Annotated in this window: 14 protein-coding genes and 1 tRNA gene; 8 read left to right on the top strand and 7 right to left on the bottom strand. The window is 39.2% G+C overall.

Annotated features, from left to right (window positions below; all coding sequences use genetic code 11):
• Window positions 1–412: 412 nt before the first annotated feature.
• On the bottom strand, window positions 413–1105 hold the full coding sequence (locus H4J65_RS14890) for a crotonase/enoyl-CoA hydratase family protein (RefSeq protein WP_182136747.1): 693 nt from the start codon (window positions 1103–1105) through the stop codon (window positions 413–415).
• A gap of 291 nt (window positions 1106–1396) precedes the next feature.
• Window positions 1397–2059 (bottom strand): nitroreductase family protein, encoded by a 663-nt coding sequence (locus tag H4J65_RS14895; RefSeq protein ID WP_182184665.1) that lies wholly within the window; start codon window positions 2057–2059, stop codon window positions 1397–1399.
• 589 nt (window positions 2060–2648) lie between these two features.
• On the opposite strand from H4J65_RS14895, the gene H4J65_RS14900 reads away from it, so the two are divergent.
• Window positions 2649–4445, top strand: a complete 1797-nt coding sequence (locus H4J65_RS14900) for an acyl-CoA dehydrogenase C-terminal domain-containing protein (RefSeq protein WP_182136745.1) — start codon at window positions 2649–2651, stop codon at window positions 4443–4445.
• A 188-nt stretch (window positions 4446–4633) separates the two neighbouring features.
• Here the strand turns inward: H4J65_RS14900 and H4J65_RS14905 are convergent, their stop codons facing one another.
• From H4J65_RS14905 to H4J65_RS14915, 3 genes are all read right to left on the bottom strand, one after another.
• Window positions 4634–5254 (bottom strand): RES family NAD+ phosphorylase, encoded by a 621-nt coding sequence (locus H4J65_RS14905; protein ID WP_182198684.1) that lies wholly within the window; start codon window positions 5252–5254, stop codon window positions 4634–4636.
• A 76-nt stretch (window positions 5255–5330) separates the two neighbouring features.
• On the bottom strand, window positions 5331–5726 hold the full coding sequence (locus H4J65_RS14910) for an antitoxin Xre-like helix-turn-helix domain-containing protein (RefSeq protein ID WP_182136743.1): 396 nt from the start codon (window positions 5724–5726) through the stop codon (window positions 5331–5333).
• 159 nt (window positions 5727–5885) lie between these two features.
• A complete protein-coding gene (locus H4J65_RS14915; protein ID WP_259367633.1) occupies window positions 5886–6632 on the bottom strand; it encodes an ABC transporter permease in 747 nt (248 codons plus the stop codon).
• Window positions 6633–6855: 223 nt separating this feature from the next.
• On the opposite strand from H4J65_RS14915, the gene H4J65_RS14920 reads away from it, so the two are divergent.
• The 3 genes from H4J65_RS14920 (at window position 6856) to H4J65_RS14930 (ending at window position 10134) form a co-directional block, all read left to right on the top strand.
• On the top strand, window positions 6856–7551 hold the full coding sequence (locus tag H4J65_RS14920) for a HupE/UreJ family protein (RefSeq protein ID WP_182198685.1): 696 nt from the start codon (window positions 6856–6858) through the stop codon (window positions 7549–7551).
• A 110-nt stretch (window positions 7552–7661) separates the two neighbouring features.
• Entirely contained in the window at window positions 7662–8198 is a 537-nt protein-coding gene (locus H4J65_RS14925) for a hypothetical protein (protein WP_182198686.1), read from the top strand.
• Between the two features lie 232 nt (window positions 8199–8430).
• Window positions 8431–10134 (top strand): SulP family inorganic anion transporter, encoded by a 1704-nt coding sequence (locus H4J65_RS14930; protein WP_182198687.1) that lies wholly within the window; start codon window positions 8431–8433, stop codon window positions 10132–10134.
• A gap of 24 nt (window positions 10135–10158) precedes the next feature.
• Here the strand turns inward: H4J65_RS14930 and H4J65_RS14935 are convergent, their stop codons facing one another.
• Complete coding sequence (locus H4J65_RS14935; protein ID WP_259367634.1) at window positions 10159–11319, bottom strand: M20 family metallopeptidase; 1161 nt, start codon at window positions 11317–11319, stop codon at window positions 10159–10161.
• A 226-nt stretch (window positions 11320–11545) separates the two neighbouring features.
• Here H4J65_RS14935 and H4J65_RS14940 point away from each other — a divergent pair, with 226 nt between their 5' ends.
• From H4J65_RS14940 to H4J65_RS14950, 3 genes are read left to right on the top strand one after another with little or no spacing between them, the layout of a single operon-like run.
• Window positions 11546–12499: a RimK family alpha-L-glutamate ligase gene (locus tag H4J65_RS14940; RefSeq protein ID WP_182198688.1), complete on the top strand. Its 954-nt coding sequence runs from the start codon at window positions 11546–11548 to the stop codon at window positions 12497–12499.
• On the top strand, window positions 12468–13697 hold the full coding sequence (locus tag H4J65_RS14945; protein ID WP_182198689.1) for a RimK family alpha-L-glutamate ligase: 1230 nt from the start codon (window positions 12468–12470) through the stop codon (window positions 13695–13697). Before H4J65_RS14940 ends, H4J65_RS14945 begins: the two co-directional genes overlap by 32 nt.
• 41 nt (window positions 13698–13738) lie before the next feature.
• Complete coding sequence (locus tag H4J65_RS14950) at window positions 13739–16411, top strand: M14 family zinc carboxypeptidase (protein ID WP_182198690.1); 2673 nt, start codon at window positions 13739–13741, stop codon at window positions 16409–16411.
• Between the two features lie 111 nt (window positions 16412–16522).
• On the opposite strand, the gene H4J65_RS14955 is transcribed toward H4J65_RS14950, so the two are convergent.
• Entirely contained in the window at window positions 16523–17971 is a 1449-nt protein-coding gene (locus tag H4J65_RS14955) for an MATE family efflux transporter (protein WP_182198691.1), read from the bottom strand.
• A 282-nt stretch (window positions 17972–18253) separates the two neighbouring features.
• Between H4J65_RS14955 and H4J65_RS14960 the strand changes: the two genes are divergently transcribed.
• Window positions 18254–18344, top strand: a tRNA-Ser gene (locus H4J65_RS14960).
• Window positions 18345–19188: the final 844 nt, after the last annotated feature.

Raw genomic sequence — 19188 nt, forward strand, 5'->3', positions numbered from 1 at the left:
TAATGTTATTGGCCAACAAACATCGGCAGCAGGTATTATTTTTCTTAATGAGTATTAATACCAAAAGCAGTTAAATTTCATTTAACTTGATGGACTGAAGTCCAACCTACATAGGGCCTACGGGTGACAATGTAGATTTAGGTGATTTTTTGTAGGTCGGACTTTAGTCCGTCAACCGTTAAGCGGGTGATTAATGCTATAGGCCAAAAAGCATCGGCAGCGAGTATTGTTTTTTATCAGTATTAATGCCAAAAGTTGTTAAATTTCATTTAACCTGATGGACTGAAGTCCATCATACGTTTACACCTAGATTGTTTCTGTATCGGACTTACTACAAATGATCATTATGCACTTAAACTGACTTTCCGATTTAAGTGCATAGGCAGGTATATCAACCGACTTTAAAGAACTTCTATAAAGCGATAACCATAGCTGCATCCAGCGCAATTGCCGCATCTAACGTCGCTAAAATATCTTTTCTTGTTTTTAACTTAGTACCGTGATGCGCATCCATATTCAAGGTCAGCATATGAGTAGCAGCTGCCTTCGCTGTTGCCATTAACTGTTCTGGTTCTACTAAGGTGTCTAAAAACCCAGCTAAAACTGCTGTTTCTGGCGAGAATAATTCTGCATTAATCACCGAGCGGGTTAAATAGTTAGTGGGTATGCGATTGCGGGCTATTTCAATGCCTGCTTGGTGCATAGTCATACCAATGGTGACTTCGTTTAAGCCGATTTTAAATTTGCCTAAACTGCCGATACGATAATCACAACTCAGTAATAAAAATGCCCCCTTAGCAATAGCATGACCAGAACATGCACCGATAATTGGCAAAGGAAATGACAACATACGACGAGACAAAGTAGAACCGGCGGTAACTAAGGCCACCGCTGATTCTGAACTTTCTTTCATGGTTTTCAAGTCAAATCCAGCAGAGAATATACCGGGTTGAGCGGTTAAAATAACCACAGCACCTGCGGATTCAGCTTGATCTAAAGCGTCATTTATTTCGGCTATCACTTGGTGAGAAATAGCGTTAACTTTGCCATTTTTTAAAGTGATTGTTGCAATTTTTTCATTAATGTCTAAATCGATTAATTCCACGGTTCTTCCTAAAGTTATTTAATTTGAATGAAATGGCCTTACCAAGCAAAACTTGTTACTTTTCGGTCGGCTGCCTTTGCTAATGTTAACAAGATAAGCTTGGGTTATGGTGCGATTTGCTCATAACCCAAGATTTTAGCCATTGCTAATATAATTGCCATTATAGTATCAGCGGCACTGAAAAAATCGCCAGAAAAAAATGTGCGTTTGCTTAAAAATTTTAAATAGATTAAAAATAGCGTTATATTTCTTTGGCAATATAGCGATTAAATGTTGCTCTGCTTTTTAATATTATTTAAAAAAGGTAACAGCATTGGCCATATCTTCACGCTCAGTTCGGGTGTTATTCACGGCAGCGCTTTCATCAGCATAACCAAATGACATACCAAATAAAATGCCACGCTGTTCTGGTAAGTTAAGTGCTGCTTTTATGGGGTCGGGGAATTGGCCCAGTGCGCCTTGCATACAAGATGACAACCCATGCTCTGCGAGTATTAATGAAAGCGTTTGGGCATAAATACCCAGATCAACGGCTCCCATAATATCTAAATATTTATCCATGGTAAAAAAAGCAACATGAGGAGCATCAAAAAAGCTCCAGTTTCGTATCATCGCACGCTGTCTGCCTTGCTTATCTTCTCGGGTCACGCCGATAGCACTATACAGTGCATTCGCTGAACCAAATTGTCGATCGCGATGAACGCCTTCATATTTAGGTAGCCAGTTAAAATCAGGATTGGGTGCCGCACCTTTCATGACGGTTGAGATCAGAGCGTTTTTTAACTGCTCTTTCTTCTCACCCGACACTACACAGGTTTGCCAAGGTTGCACATTACAGTTTGAAGGCGCTTGTTGTGCTTGTGTAAAAATGGATTCAAGTAATGGTTGTGGTATGGGTTTATCCAAATAAGCACGGGTAGAATAGCGTTTTTCTAACAGGGCAATCACTGACATAACAGGTCCTTTATAATGATTTAAAATAGCGGATGATTAATTTGCTGCTTGAAGCTAAGTTTAATGCGAATCTAAGCTTAATAATAACTTACAACATAAAAGCATGCTGTAGTGTTACTTATGCTAAAGCCGATGTTTTTATAATACCAATGAATAGTTTTAATAAGACGGTATTATAAAAACATATAGTAGTGATGATATATGATATACAAACGGCACTAAACTTAACGATAGTTAACTAAGTTACAAGCTATCTTGACACTAGTCAAATTATTGATGTGTTTGATGACTTCTTGTATACGAAAACATAATAGTAGGTAATAAAAAATAGTCATTTGTTTTATAACTGTCTTGTGATTAACATAAAATTATAAGACTACTAGCCATGATGGCCAGAATACTCTTGATTGTTCGAGGTTAAGGTTAAAGAAATTAAGTGTTACACACTTTTTGATGGTTATTTTATTTAAAAGTAATCTAAAAAACTTAATTGCTCGTACTGGTACTACCACTGTGCTATTTTCAACGGTAGTAAAGTTAATTTCTATTAAAAAAAGACTGTATCTAATAATAACTGGAGAATAAATAAATGCCTGAGTATAAAGCCCCGATTAGAGATATAAAGTTTGTTATGCAAGAGTTGTTAGACTGCAACAAACATTACCAAGAACTTGGTTATACTGATGCCAGTGAAGATATGGTTGATGCTATTCTTAGCGAAGCTGCCAAATTTACTGAGCAGGTTATTGCACCCATTAATCAAATAGGTGATCAACAAGGTTGTACATGGACCGATGGCGTAGTAACTACACCAGATGGCTTTAAAGATGCTTATAAACAGTATGTTGACGGTGGTTGGCCTACATTATCTCAAAGTGTAGAGTTTGGCGGTCAAGGCTTGCCACATTCATTGAATGGCGCGATCAGCGAAATGATGTCAGCAGCGAATCATAGTTTTGCTATGTATCCTGGTTTAAGTCATGGTGCAATGGCTACCATTGAAGCGCATGGTACTGATAAACAAAAGCAACAATTTATGCCAAAGCTAGTTGAAGGCAGCTGGACCGGCACTATGTGTTTAACTGAAGCGCATTGTGGTACCGACTTAGGCATGTTGCGCACCAAAGCAGAATTAACAGACGATGGTAGCTATTCATTAACCGGCTCAAAAATATTTATTTCAGCGGGTGAGCATGATTTGTCTGACAACATTGTTCATATTGTTATTGCCCGTATTCCAGGTTCGCCTGAAGGTAGTAAAGGTATTTCTCTTTTCATCGTACCAAAATTCAACATCAACGATGATGGCACAATAGCCGACAAAAACGCGGTAAGTTGTGGTTCTATTGAACACAAAATGGGTATCAACGCTAACGCTACTTGTGTGATTAATTTTGATAATGCCAAAGGCTATTTAATTGGTGAAGTTAACCGCGGTTTAAACTGTATGTTTACCTTTATGAATGCAGCGCGCTTGGGTGTGGCACTTGAAGGTACGGCAGCAACAGAAGCGTCTTTTCAAGGGGCATTAGCTTATGCTAAAGACCGTTTGCAAATGCGATCAATTAGCGGTGTTAAAAACCCAAATGGTCCGGCAGACCCGATTATTGTGCATCCAGATGTGCGTAGAATGTTGTTAACGCAAAAATCTATTGCTGAAGGCGGCCGAGCGTTATTGGGTTATTTGTCACAGTTAGTTGATGTAACACATGCCGAAAAAGATGCAGCTAAAGTAGCAGACGCTGAAACAAGACTTGCCTTGTTAACACCGATAGCTAAAGCATTGTTGAGTGAATTAGGCTTTGAGTGTACCAGTCATGGTATACAAATATTAGGTGGTCACGGCTTTATCAAAGAATGGGGCATGGAACAATTAGTGCGCGATACTAAAATAAGTTGCATATATGAAGGCACTACCGGTATTCAAGCCTTAGATTTACTTGCGCGTAAAATTTTAGGCAGTAAAGGCGCCATTTTAAAACCTTTCATGACTGATATTGGCGCATTCTGCCAACAGCATGCAGGTAATCCAGAAATGGCAGAGCATATTCAAGCACTAGGGGCTTATTCTCAGCAATGGCAAGAATTAACCGCTGACGTAGGTAAAAAAGCCATGAGCAACGCAGATGAAATTGGCGGCGCATCAGTCGACTATTTGATGTTTGCAGGCTATGTTACTTTAGCTTATTTCTGGGCAAGAATGGCTGCAGTGGCTGAAGATAAATTAAAAAATAGCGATGAAGATAAAGCGTTTTACCAAGCAAAAATTAAAACAGCAAACTTTTACTTTAAACGCATACTGCCACGTGCAAAAGGACACGCCGCTTGTATTGAAGGTGGTGTTGATTCAATGATGGCATTAGCGAGTGAAGACTTCGCTTTTTAATTGCTTGAAATAGTAATGTTTTACTAAAAAATATAGCAGAAACACTTAGCGTTGAAAGCCTCTTTTTTCGCTAAGTCATTCATGGTTATGTCTTGTTTAAATAGCAATACATAACCATTTTCACCTTATATCAGGTGTTAATCTTCAGTGCGCATGGCTATCAACTCATACCCGGCATTAAAAATAAGCTAGCTTAAATGCAGTGGCTGATGAACTAATAACTCTCTAACCTTCGACATTGATTTTCCGTCAAAGATAAACTCAAAGTGTTTAGTTTGAATAGCGCCAGTGACATGAATAGGTGAAAATAATCCCCAACAGGTGGCACCTTGATTTCTTACCGAGTAATATTGAAAACCTTGCTGAGCATTCTTTTTAAGCTCTGCGCCAAGCCGCCTTGGTAGCGAGTAATCCTCTGGTTCATAAATACCTTTAACCTGAAATAAATCAACAACACTTGCACTAAAGGTTACTTTTAAACAACGCATATCCACAGTGTCATAATGTAAACCCTGCAGGTTTTGAAAGTACTTGTCTTGATGGTAAAGGGTTTCTTTAATGGCGGTATCAATCGTGTCGGCAAGATAAAGCACACCAAAGTCACCATTGCTAAAGCGTGAGCCTTCAGGATTAATATGGGTAAAAGGCGCGGTTACATAATTTACACCATCAATGCCAAAAGGAATTTCATTACTTGATAGTAGTGATAAGTCGCCAAGCTCATTTAACACTCTTGGGTTGGTTAGCGCTTGAATAGCGTAAACCGTTGCAAAGTCTTCTTGACTGACCACATCATCAAAAAGCGTCATAGGAGGAAATTTTGAGTTTACTAACCTAAAGGCAATTTTGTTCAGCAACTTTACTTTTTTAGTGTTGGCCTTCACCTTACCACTGCCCGTTACGCATGGCGTCTATCCGTTTGAAAACTTCGTATAAGGTGCCAAAATTTCCACTTGAGATCAGCGACAGTGGCGAATGACCATTAAAGTAAGGATTATCATTTTTCATTGCCATAAAGCCATAAACATTGTCAGGATTAGAAAAAACCATTTTTAATGCTTGATGAATATTAGCAATGTAACTAATACGCTCTAATTGGTCGTTAGAAAGGCTAGCGCTTTCATTATGGTTAAAACGATAATAGCTACTTTTGCTCAACCCTAAAATAGCTTGCTTGTCGCTAGCACTGCATTGCCATTTCTCTAATATATTACTACCGAGTTTAAAAGCCACGGCGCTGTTAATTTTTGGTGCTTGATTTTGCTTATTTGCAGCCTTCATTTAGATCTCCTGATAAAACCAATGTGCCATAAAAGTCGCTAATCTTATTATTGCCAACCTTATTATTACCAACTTAAGTGTAGTTTCAAATGGTACTTTTATCAATAATTCGCCTCAAATGATTCGGTTTTTTAAATAATAAGGTAATTAGCAAGCTAGTTAGACTTGGGTGCTGTGCTTTTTTTTGATAATTTTTTTAATGGTTTTTTCTGATAACAGTAAAAATATTACCGCAGAAAGTATGGCGGAGGCGAAAATCATACACATGACAATAATTTGATATCTTACGGCGATTAAAGGAGAAATCCCTGACAGAATTTGCCCTGTCATCATGCCGGGTAATGAGACTAAACCCACAGCGAATAATGAATTAATGACGGGTATTGTCGCCGCATTAAGTGCTTGTTTACGTGCTATTGGATAGGGGGTTTTATTATCCAGTTCTGAAAATATTCGTTCTGCAGACAAACTAATGCTGTTCATCGCGGTGGCGAATATCATACCTGCCAGTGGAATAATAACTTGTGCTTGATACCAGGGCTTTAAAGACAATGCGCCTTGGCTGATCACCAATAAAGTAAAGCCACCGCCACATAATATGGCAATAAAACCTTGTTTAAACAGCACTAATCGATATTCAGGTAATGTGCGTAAGGCAATCCAGCAAGAAATACTGACCATAGCTAATAAAATTGAGGTGATTAACCACACATTGTCGGAATAAAAAATGTAGCTTAGTGCGTAGCCGATAAATAATAACTGTATCAGCATACGTGAAAGGGCATAGCTCGCTTGTTTTACATTGAGTGACCATAAATATAAAAAAGCCAGCGCAATAACAACGGGGATAAAAGCAATAGATAGATCAACTAAGCTGATCATTTGCAGGGTATCATTCATGGGCATTAAAAGTAGTTAACCTAAGATTTTAATAAGCGTTTTATTATCAACAATAACAGGCATTAAAAGCGCGTTATTAGGAAAATTCGCTTATGGGTTGATCAAATTATTTATAAAGGTGAAACTATTATTTAGTATATTCCCTTTAGATACAAATTTAGTGTATAACACGGCGATAACATATTTAATAAAAACGCTAGTAACAAGCTCTAGTAACAAGGAACACTCAGTGAATGACACCCGTAAAAAATTTATACTTTTACTCTTAATAATAACAGGACTTTTTTCGTCATTTTCACTGTTGGCTCACGGTGTAGATGATGTTACAAAACAGTTTTTAGAGGCTAATGAAGGGAGCGCAATATTCCCATTTATTTATATTGGCGCAAAACACATGCTAACAGGTTATGACCATTTATTATTTCTGGTTGGTGTGGTGTTCTTTTTATTTCGCAGCAAAGACGTGTTGCTTTATGTCAGCTTATTCACGCTAGGCCATAGTTTAACTTTGCTCTATGGCGTATTTAGCCAGATTGAAATTAATCCCTATATTATCGATGCCATTATCGGGTTATCTGTGGTCTATAAAGGTTTTGATAACTTAGGCGGCTTTCAACGGCTATTTAACTACCAACCCAACACTAAAATTGCTGTAACAGTATTTGGTTTATTTCATGGTTTTGGTTTAGCCACTAAAATACAAGAATTTCAGTTACCCAGTAATGGCTTAGTGAGCAATATTATTTCATTCAATCTTGGGGTCGAAATAGGTCAGCTTTTAGCACTTGCCATGGTGTTAATCATATTAAGTTTTTGGCGTAAACATAGTAGCTATTTAAGCTTTGCAACCTTCACCAATACCGCGCTAATAAGCGCCGGCTTTATGCTGATAGGTTTACAACTCACAGGCTACTTTATCAGTTAGCGTGAGTGATTTACGCTCATTAAAGTACCATCAACTTTGGGCTATTTTAGCGAGTTGTTAGCGTATCAAGTAAATCAATAAAACAAATAAAAAGATATTTAGGATATAACATGCATAAATTTAATATACCTGTACATAGCACGACAACTTTAATTAAAGCCACTGCTATTGCGCTTTTAGTGGCAATAACGCTACTGATCACCTGCATTTTACCCGCAGAATATAATATTGACCCAACGGGTAGTGGTAAAGCATTAGGGCTAACGGCAATAGCCGAAGCGTCAGAAAAGTCGCCAACCTTGATCGTAGAGCGAGGTAAACAAAATGATCTATTACGCAGTGATAACGTTGAGATTATTATCCCTGCAGGCAAAGGCTTAGAATATAAATTATATATGGATAAATATGCCCATGTGGAGTACGAGTGGACATCGGGTGTTACAGCACTTTATTTTGATTTTCACGGTGAGCCAGCAGGGGATACAACGGGATATTTTGAAAGCTTTTCAATTGCCACCACAAACAATATGCAAGGTTCACTAACGACACCCTTTAAAGGCTCTCACGGTTGGTATTGGAAAAACACCACGCAACAACCGGTAACAGTTTCGTTATCAATTAAGGGTTATTATACGATTAAAGGCTAAGGGATTTCGTGATAAAAATTGGTTGTTAGTGGCTTTATGAACTGATTTATTGACAAGTTTTTTATCTAGGTTTCAATGCTTTATACGTTTGTTTTTGTCTTCATTCCTTAATGAGATTTTTAAAGCAGTCAGGAGTGTCTAGACCCTATATTCGCTATATTAAGTGTCTTATCACTCTATTATTTAGGCACTCTATTATTTAAACACACACTTTGTCAGTAAGGAAACGGCTTTGTTTTCACGTTTATATAACTTTATGCCTGGCTTGAACGTTTTGTTCAATTATCAGCGTAAATGGCTAGCTGATGACGCAAAAGCAGCATTGTCGGTTGCAGCAGTTGCTTTACCGGTTGCTATCGCTTATGCACAGCTGACCGGTGTTAATGCTGTTGTTGGCTTATATTCCTGTGTTTTACCTATGATCATATATGCGCTATTTGGCACCTCCAAGCAATTGATTGTTGGCCCTGATGCCGCGACCTGTGCGGTTATTGCCGCTGTGGTAACGCCTTTAGCCGCAGGTGACATTGTTAAGCATTGGCAATTAGTGATCACCATGACAGCGATGACAGGTTTTTGGTGCATAATTGCCAGTCGTTTTAAGCTTGGCGTATTGGCAGATTTTTTATCCAAACCTATTTTGATGGGACTATTAAATGGTGTCGCCATTACCATTATTGTGGGTCAGTTTTCTAAAGTTTTTGGTTTTACATTTGACGAAAGGTACCTGCTTGAGCGTTTAGGGGGCGTGCCTGATTATCTCTCGCAAGCGCATGTGCCAACGCTATTAATGGCCTTATTTACTGTCAGCATTTATTTTCTTATCAAACGCTTAAAACCCACTTTTCCCGCTTCTATGTTCGCCATCGCTTTTGCAGCTACGTTAGTATGGTTTTTTAATTTAGAGCAGTTTGAGATAAAAACCATTGGTATTGTTGAAGGTGGTTTACCCTTATTTAAAGCGCCTGATTTTGATCTTGGTATTATTCGTGGGCTAGTTATGCCAGCACTTAACCTAGCGATAGTCAGCTTTGTGAGTATGATGCTAACCGCACGCAGCTTTGCTGAAAAAAATAGCTACGATATTGACCCAGATAAAGAGTTTATGGCCTTGGGCATGGCAAATTTTGCGTCTGCTTTATCACAAGGCTTCGCAGTAAGCGGCGCAGACTCTCGCACGGCAGTGAATGATGCCAATGGCGGTAAAACACAATTAGTCTCTATTATAGCGGCGATTATTATTGCCATTATTGCTATTTTTTTAACAGCGCCACTTGAGTTTATTCCTAGCGCTGCATTGGGTGTTGTATTGATCATTGCGTCAATACATCTTTTAGATTTAAAAGCGGTATGGCGATTAAGATTAAAAGACCGGCAAGCATTTTACTTAACCTTAATCACATTATTTGCGGTGCTGTTTATTGGTGTTATTCCTGGTATTACGCTGGCGGTATTACTGGGTTTATTTCAATTTATTCGTACCGTAATGCGCCCGACAGACAATATACTTGGTGTTGATATCAATGGTGTGGTGCGAAGTTTAGATACCAGCGATAAAGCCAAAGCGATAGACGGTGTTTTCATCTATCGTTTTAATTCACCGTTAACCTACTTTAATTCTAGTTTTTTTAAACGTAGGTTATTAGAGCAATATGCCCGACAAAAAGATGGTATTGAGTGTGTCATTATTGACGCGGTGCCGTGCTTCACCCATTTAGATTTAAGTGTTATGGCCATGCTGGCAGATTTGAATACTATCTTTAAAAAGCGCGGGGTACGCCTTGAACTTGCCGGTAGAAAACGCCAACTGCTGGCGTGGTTTAAAAACGCAGATATTAAATCAGGTAGCGAGGGCATTTATGTTCATTCTGACTTGTATTTAGCGTTGAGAATAAATAAAAGTAAACAAATCGCCGATGAAGAGGCGCAAAGGTAAGGGCTTTATGCGCTCCATGTGCCACTAAACATTAGTTTTTACACCATTATATTCTAGTAAAATTAGGCTGACTTGTTGAACACGTTTTACGAAACTCTTTTTACATGCTCGCTCGTCTTTTGTATGGTCGTGTTCCCCAAAGGGACCAAAACCGTCAAGTGTCACTACGCCCGCGGCTGAAACAATATTGGCATCACTAACTCCGCCTCTTGTTTCTGTCGGTAATTTCTCACCTAAAATAGATTCTAGCTTGGCGAGAAATTGAGCTTGCTTATCGTTAGCTTGCATAACGTCGCGTTGAATACCACCAGACAATTTGGCGGTGACACCTTTTACCTGCTCGGCTGCGACGATACCATTGATTGCAGCGAGTAAACGATCTCGTTCGTTGTGTGTTTTGTAACGAATTTCCAGTAGCAAATGTGCATTGGGTGAAATCGTATTGGCACCGATTCCGCCGCTAATTTTTCCAACATTTACTGTTGTGCCTTGTAGAAGATTGGTCAGCTGATTGAGTTTGATAAGCATTTTTGCTGCCGCTAAATTAGCATCAGCACCCTGTTGATAATTGTTACCGGCATGCGCGGCTTTACCGCTAAGATCAATAGCAAAAGTGCCAACTCCTTTGCGTCCAACCACCACTTCACCGTTTTTACCTGCGGCTTCAAATACCAGACAGGCCTGATAGCTTTTTGCTAATACGGCGGTAATCTGGCGGCTATCATCACTGCCTGTTTCTTCATCGCTCACTAGCAGTACGTCGATATTAGCAATACTTCCATGCCTTTTCGCTACTTCCCTAAGGGCGCAAATGGCGACATGAATGCCGCCTTTCATATCACAGACGCCTTGTCCGTAGATCCAATCTTTATCTTCACTAAACAGGTTAGGCACTTCTGGTGGCAAAACAGTATCTAGGTGACCCAGCAGTAAAAGTTTATTGCCGCGCTTAGTTTGAGAGCTAAATAGCAGATGATCGCCGATATCATTTCTGGGGTATCGTTTGGTGTGATACCCCAATGTTTCAAAAAGGCTTTGATAGCGCTTACCTAAAAGATCGACGCCTTTTTTGTTGTGGGTATTGGAGTTCATTTTTATGAGTTCTGCGAGCTCCGAAAAATCATAATGTGATCCGTCCAATTTCATTGGCTCAGTGCCAGCTTTTAAATCTAGATTAATCTTCATGTGGTTCCTTATTGGTCAATAATATAGGCGATAAAAATACTAATGACCGCTTAGGGTAAAGGTTAAAAAATTTAATAATCCCTCACCCTGACATTTGTCAAATTAGTTGCCGCTTAATTAATTTATAATTATTCAGATGAGGTTAATAACGGTTCGAACTAAGCTTGATATTTGATAACGATATAAGCGTTTATTTTTTTGATTAACTTTGCTGAGTGGCAACTATATGACTGATTACACTGTTGGGATGTGGATGTACCGAAATGGCGGTGGGGAAGTAATACAACAACGTATTATTGAGCAACTAAATCAAAACGGGATCGCAGTGATTAATAATCTGAGCTTAAAAAATGGCTATGCAAATAATGGTCATATATTTTCTGGCGAGGTGAACATGGCAAACCTAGATCTCTACTTTTCCTATAACGCTAGTGAGCAGAGTGATTATCAAGTTTATCTCTACCAAGCGCTCAATATGACGGTGCCTTGTATTAACAGCTTTGAAGCTTTTTGTGTGTCGGAAGACAAGTTTAGAACCTCTCATTTACTTAATCAACATGGTGTCCCAACCGCTAATTATCAATTATGTCATCACCAAGAGTTGGAAAGGGCCAGAGAAATATTGCGTAACTGGGGTGGCAAAGCACTGTTTAAACCCACTAACGGCTGGGGCGGCAAGGGTATTATTAACATTGAAAGTGCAGCCGAGTTTGAACGATTATTACCGTTATTGAATGAGACTAAGCCTGGTTATTTTTATCTCGAAAGATGGATAGACAATGACTTTACAGATTTTAGAGTAGACGTGGTTGACGGGACAATTGTGGGTTGCTACGGACGCAAAGCAGCCCAAGGCGACTGGCGTACAAATATTTCTTGTGGTGGTTCTATAATTTTACGCGAGCTAAACGATCAAATTGCCGCTCTTTCGCTACGCGCAGCTAGGTTAACAGGCTTAGATATTGCAGGGGTTGACCTGATTTATGACCGAGAACGCGAACAATTTGTGGTATTGGAAGTCAACGGTATTCCTGCCTTTGCCACACCGGAACAAGAAAAATTTGGACTGGATTTTAATGCGCTAAAAATTGAGAAAATCGTCAACTTAATCGAACGCAAAGTTAAACTTAATGCTATAGGAAATATTCATGAGCAAGCACTTGCCAAATACATTGCCTAAAATTGCCTTTTTATATCTCGACCATGTACAGCGTTTTTTTGATTACTCTAATTTTAAAGGCTGGCCTGATAAAATAGAAAAGGTGGTTTATCATTGGGGTAAAGACAAAGAACGCTTTATTGCTACGGTAAAAAGTAAAGAAATTGAGGTATTGATCGGTAATATTCCGGCGACTGCTTATGAGACTTTTCGTGAAATTGCGCGCGCGTTACCAACAGTACAATTTATCCCCTCCCTAGATAGCCAATTCTCAAATAAATCGAAGGAAAATGTGACTCGGTTTTGTAAAAAATATGCACTGCCGATTCCTAATACGCATATTTTTTACCAACCACAAAAGGCCTTTGATTTTTTGTCTAAGTCAGCGTATCCGCTAATCATCAAAAAATCTTATGGCCCCTCTAACTATGGCGGCTATTTCGTTCACAAAGTAGATTCATTTGCGCAGGCCTGTGAACTTTTAGAGAGCAAAAAATATTACCCCGTATACGTACAAGACTTTATCCCGATGGCAGCAGATATTCGGGTGATGTTAATCGGGCACAAACCAGTATGTGCCTTTTGGCGCAGACCCCCGCTAGGTAAATGGCTAACCAACACGAGCCAAGGTGGCTCCATGGATTATAAAGCAGTACCCCGAAAAGTTTTGCAATTATCGGTTAAGGCATCAAAAGCAGCTAACGCTGAATTTTGGGCATGTGATATCGCCGTAGGAAAAGATGGTCAATACCGCATTTTAGAATGCGCCACGGCTTTTGCCGCATTTTCTTATATCAGAGACTGGATAGGCCAATACCTGATGTGGAGTTTGTCTTCAGGCCAATTTTCTAAGCCTTATATCCCGCTTTATAACTGGGAAGAGTTAGGGAAAATAAATTCTGCTTTGCTTCGCACTATGCGCCACATCAGTTTTTCAAAACAATGTCACCAGAGCGTCAATGATAGTGGTGAAACCTTCGACAAAATAAGTGCAGACGGTTCCCCATTACTTAATGCTGAGCCAAATCAGTACGAAGAATGGCCGAGTGATGTTTGGAATTATCAAGATAATTATGCGCGTTATCAACCAAGCCTTGATAAAACCTCTGCAGTGGCTGTTCAATCAGTTGATGCACAGGAGAGTGATTTATCACCTTTGGAAAATATAGGCAGAGAAGACAAGCAATTGCCGCCGGTACTGCCTGTTAGCAGTGAATAACAGTAATATTATTCGATTGAAAAATAAAATGGCCCTCTATTATGAAAAAACAATATTCAACTTATCAGCAAACCTGTGAATTTTTGGCCAATGCGATGCGCGAATACCCTGATCTTATTCAGGTTAATAGCATAGGTGAAACGTGGGAAAAACGCCCCATCATGATGGCAACAATTTCCAATGATGTGAGTAACGCGGGCAATAAACCGGCTTTGCTTTATACCGGCTCAATTCATGCGCGCGAGTGGATTGGCAATGAGTTAGCGATAAAGTTTATTCAATATATTATTGATAACCATCAATATCATCCGATGTTAGCATCGGCACTCAATAGTAGTAGTCTTTATATTGTGCCTTGTCTTAACCCTGACGGTTTTGAATATTCGCATACCCATTTTTCATTTTGGCGCAAAAATAGGAGGGACAACGGCGACAATACCTTTGGTGTTGACCTTAATCGTAATTTTGGCGTGCGTTTTAAAAAAGGAACGGATACCAGTTCGGCGATATATTCAGGTCCAGCCGCATTTTCTGAGCCTGAAACTCAAGCCATCAAAGTGTTTGTTGAGACTCACCCCAATATTCGTGTTGCTCTTGATTATCATTCACAAGGTAATGTTTTTTTCCCTGCGCATAAATTCAATCACGAGAAAGAAATTGAAGGCACTGATTTGAATGTGTTGTGCGCCAACATGAACAATGAAATCAGGAAAGTTACCGGACGAGAATACGGTATTCATCGAGGAAAACCACCGTTTAATTTGATCCACGGTAGCGGCCGAGAGTATTATTATGATAGAGGAATAATGAGCATAGTGGTTGAAGTGGGTAGCCGAAATATTCCCGATTATTTGCAATATATGGCGCAATCGATTGATGAAAATATTCCGGCCTTGTTGCTTGCTTTCAGAACAGTGAGAAATTACGTTAAAGAGGCGCCACCGCGTATTGAAAATTTCAATGTGACTGATATCACTGCTGATAGCGTTAGTTTGAGTTGGGACGGTCTGGAAAATAAAGCGATATATTTTGAAATATTTCGCAGTGACACCTCTAAATCAGCTTGTTCAAGAGAGAATTTGATTGCGATCACTCATAGTGTCGAGTTTACCGATATTCAATTGAAGAGCGGTCAGATGTATTATTATAATCTTCACGCGATTGATCCCAGCAATATGCTGAACTCACCGTTTAGTCCCGAAATCAGGTTAAAAACAAAGTTGGCGCCGGATGAATTTTCTCGTGCCTTACTCCCGGCCAAAAGCGATATTGGTTACCTTGGCGAATATAGTTTTGATGCCAATAAAAAACATTTTGGTCGAAATTCTATGTTTATTGGTGTTTCTAGTAAAAAAGGGATCTGTTTTGGCTTAATTGCTTTTTCACTGAAAAACTTATCTCCTGAGCTAACCATCAAATCGGCCATTTTTTCTTTATATCCGATGAATAGAGTGGGTGCCAAAATTGAAACCTATGGTGAATGGAGTATTTCGATACTTGACGCTAATACGCTGGAAGACATCTCTGATTTTAATCAGGTACAAAATGCTGTGCCTTTACTTACCTTAGGGCAAACCATTGAGTCTGATCATCTCAGACAAGGTATATGGAAAGAATGGCGCTTTAACGGCGTTGAGCGCGCGCTATTACAAAATCAAATTACGAGTGGTCGTATTCTGTTTAGAATACAGGGACCAAACACATTGCCCTTAGGGCAAAAATCTCAGCTTATGCAGTTTGATATTGGTTATGGTCCATTTGGTGGTGGGGTCCATTATCGACCATTCCTTGATATTATTTATCGCGCGAAACCCACAGAGCTAAGATTAACGCCGGTAGTGTTAAACACCATTTCAATGCACAAAATAGACGAAGATTGTCTGAGCTGCGGGTTTGACAGTGAAGGGGGGGTTGTTTATGGTCAAATGGCTTTTACATTGGATCAGTTACCAGACCCCCAGGAAACGGTGATCACTGAGGCCTATCTTGTTATGCAGAATAAAAACAGTATTAATACTAACAAAGATATTCGCTTTACGATTGAACTGGCAGAGCTTAAAGATCTGGATTATGTTAGCGTCAAGAATCGACAGAAAATTGAATTTATCGGTTATGAAATCAGTAACACACAACTTAAAAAAAGTGCCCAGCATTATCTGATTTTTGACAGCTATTGTCGTCAGGATTTGGAACGGCTTCACTCTGAAGGAAAGCCCGTCTATTTCATTATCAGACCGACGGCGATCTCCCAAGAACGTGACGCTATTATTGACTGGTCATGCAATGACAAGAATAACGAACCGAGTCTAATGATTAACTATGTCACACGTCGTAAAAATGCCGTGTCATCACCGACTAATTTATCGCTAACGATTGAAAATTCATTGGTGAAATTGAGTTGGGATAACCCAGAAGATAAAGATTTTATTGGTTGTTATGTGGTGAGAAATTGTTTTCATCCACCTATGTCACCATTCGATGGGGTTAAGCTCTATGCGGGAAAAGACCAGTATACCTACGATAAATATGGTAACGCCAATATAGCCAAATACTATTCTGTTTTTAGTTATGATGTGGTGCCAAACTATTCGAAGCCTGCAAGTATCTGTTATAAAGTGACTGATACCTTTGTTGTTAATGAAGATTTCATCGACTTCGATCATTTTGATGAAATGTTGAGCGAGTACGAGAATGATGACGGAGATATTGAATAGCCTGCTTATTAAGTGTCATTTTACTCGCTGTAATTAAGGCAATAATGGGCTTTGTCACCAACACATGAAAGCCATTAATAATGATACGGGCTTTTTTTATCAAGTGTTTTATCAAGTTTTTGATGCTTGAACATTGTGCTGTTGTGTTATCTCCTGATTAATAACTTCTGGGTCATCAGTACGCTTATTAATACTCAGTGGTGCAGGTATCTCGGCAACATATATGCCTTTGCTGCGCCATATTCCTGTATTCCAACGCTTTAAGGCTATAATGCCGCGAATACATTCATCTAAACTGGTTGCCAGCCAAATACCCACTAAACCATAGCCATAATGTAATCCTAAAAGCCAAGCTAAGGGTAAGGCCATAAACCACATAATAATAAAGCCAACCATTGACACATAACGTGCATCGCCAGACGCACGCAATGATGCGCCAACAATCAGATTAAAACTTCGGCCAAATTCACCAATGATGGCAATAATCAATATCAGCTTGCCCAACGCCCAAATTTCAATATTGCTGGTAAATATTGCAAACAACTGGTCAGAAAATGCCAATAAGGTGAAAACAAAAAACATCGCGCCGGCAATACCTAGCTTTAGTCCCAACATCAGTTGTTGATCAGCCTCTTCAAAACGCTTAGCACCAATATAATGGGCGACCTTAATTTGTACGCCTGAACTGATAGCAAAGCCATATAAAATAGCGGTAAAAAGTAAATTAAAGCTATAAATGCGCGTGGCTAAAGCAAGCTCACCCATAGTGACAATCATAACTGTCATCAATATTTGGGTTAGATGCCACGACATGGGCTCTAACACCGATGGTAGTGCTATTTTTAAGATGGGCGCACTATCTGTTTTAAATAATAGCCAGCGCTTGGGTAAAGTAATCTTGATATGTAAATGTTTAATAATGATCACAAGGGTAAAGCATAAACTGATAACCCAAGCGATGACCGACGCATAAGCAACGCCTTGTACTCCTAAATCAGGGAAGCCGTGTTTTCCGTCAATTAATAGATAGTTAAATAATATATTGACTATGGTCATGACGAAAGTTGACCACATATTCCAATGTGTTTTACCTTGAGAGGTTAAAACAGCGGCGGCAGCAAAGCGTACGGCTAATATCGCAGTGCCCATACCTATGGTGCTTAAGTATATGCTCGCCATACCTGCCATATCATCGGTTAAACCCATCCATTGTGCGAAGAGAGGCGCAAAAGCCATCATGACAATGCTTAATAAAATACCGATAAAGAGCAGAATGGCAAACAGCACACCATAAGTTGCAGCTAACTTGTTATGATCTCCAGCGCCAATACGCTGTGATGCAATACTACTACCGCCTTGATGCATAGTACTGTAAAGCGCAAAGGCAATGCCTAAAATAGGCATAACAGCACCTATTGACGCAGCTGCAGAATCAGATATACGGCTTAAAAACCAGGCGTCAGTAACATTGATCATGAAAATGAAAAATAGATCAATAAAAATGGGCCAGGTTAAACTTAAAAGACTTCGGTCAGCAACTGATTGACTTGATTTAGGCACAATATCTCCGGGAAAATGGCAATAGCACAGTATATCAGTTGCCGCGGCAATTACTGATGAATACGATTGTTACAAATCGTATTCATGCGTTGAAAGTTAAGCGCACTGCAAAAATGAGATAAACGTGAAAAAAGGCGAGTAAAAACCACCATCTGATGCTTTATTAAGCACTTAACAATAAAAATCAAATAAAAAGCCTAATAAGCTAAATTAGCACTTTACAAAGCAGTGAACAGTATCTATTATTCGCCCCGTTCTGAAGCAGCAATGCTTTTGAACATTGGAGAGATGGCTGAGTGGTCGAAAGCACTGGTCTTGAAAACCAGCAAGGGTTTATAGCCCTTCTAGGGTTCAAATCCCTATCTCTCCGCCAAATTATAAAAAACCGCTAATCGAAAGATAAGCGGTTTTTTTTCGTCTAGAATATACTGAACTACGATAACCTAGGGTTTATAGCGCCAATCCTTTGAGTAGGATTCAAATCCCTATCTCTCCGCCAAATTATAAAAAACCGCTAATCGAAAGATAAGCGGTTTTTTTTCGTCTAGAATTTAGTGGACTACAGCAACCTAGCGTTTATAGCGCCAATCTTTCGAGTAAGGTTCAAATTCCTATCTCTCCGCCAAATTATAAAAACAGCTAATCGAAAGATAAGCGGTTTTTTTTCGTCTAGAATATACTGAACTACGATAACCTAGGGTTTATAGCGCCAATCCTTTGAGTAGGGTTCAAATCCCTATCTCTCCGCCAAATTATAAAAACAGCTAATCGAAAGATGAGCGGTTTTTTTCGTCTAAAATTTAGTGAACTACAGCAACCTAGGGTTTATAGCGCCAATCTTTCGAGTAAGGTTCAAATTCCTAAAAGTCAACGCAGCTATAATCTTTATGAACGTCAAACTGAATTAGCGAAAACCGAGCTTAATGAGATTCGTTTGCTGCAATATCAAGTAGGGGAAAATATCAGCTGTATATGTTCGTTGGGTTTACGACTTGGCGAAACATTCTGTCCACATAGTTTCTTTGATATGCGAGAGAAATTCAGATTTCATAATCATTCCTTATTAATCTTTAAGGTGTACTGTATATATGTACAGTTTAGCTTCATATCCCGCTTTTATGTATAAAGTGGGATTTAATCTGTCTTTCTACATCGCTATATTCAAAAAGTAAAATTAACGTGTTGAATGTTAATATTAAGTTATGTATATTAATTTG

The sequence above is a fragment of the Colwellia sp. MB02u-9 genome, assembly GCF_014077085.1.
Classification (GTDB): domain Bacteria; phylum Pseudomonadota; class Gammaproteobacteria; order Enterobacterales; family Alteromonadaceae; genus Cognaticolwellia.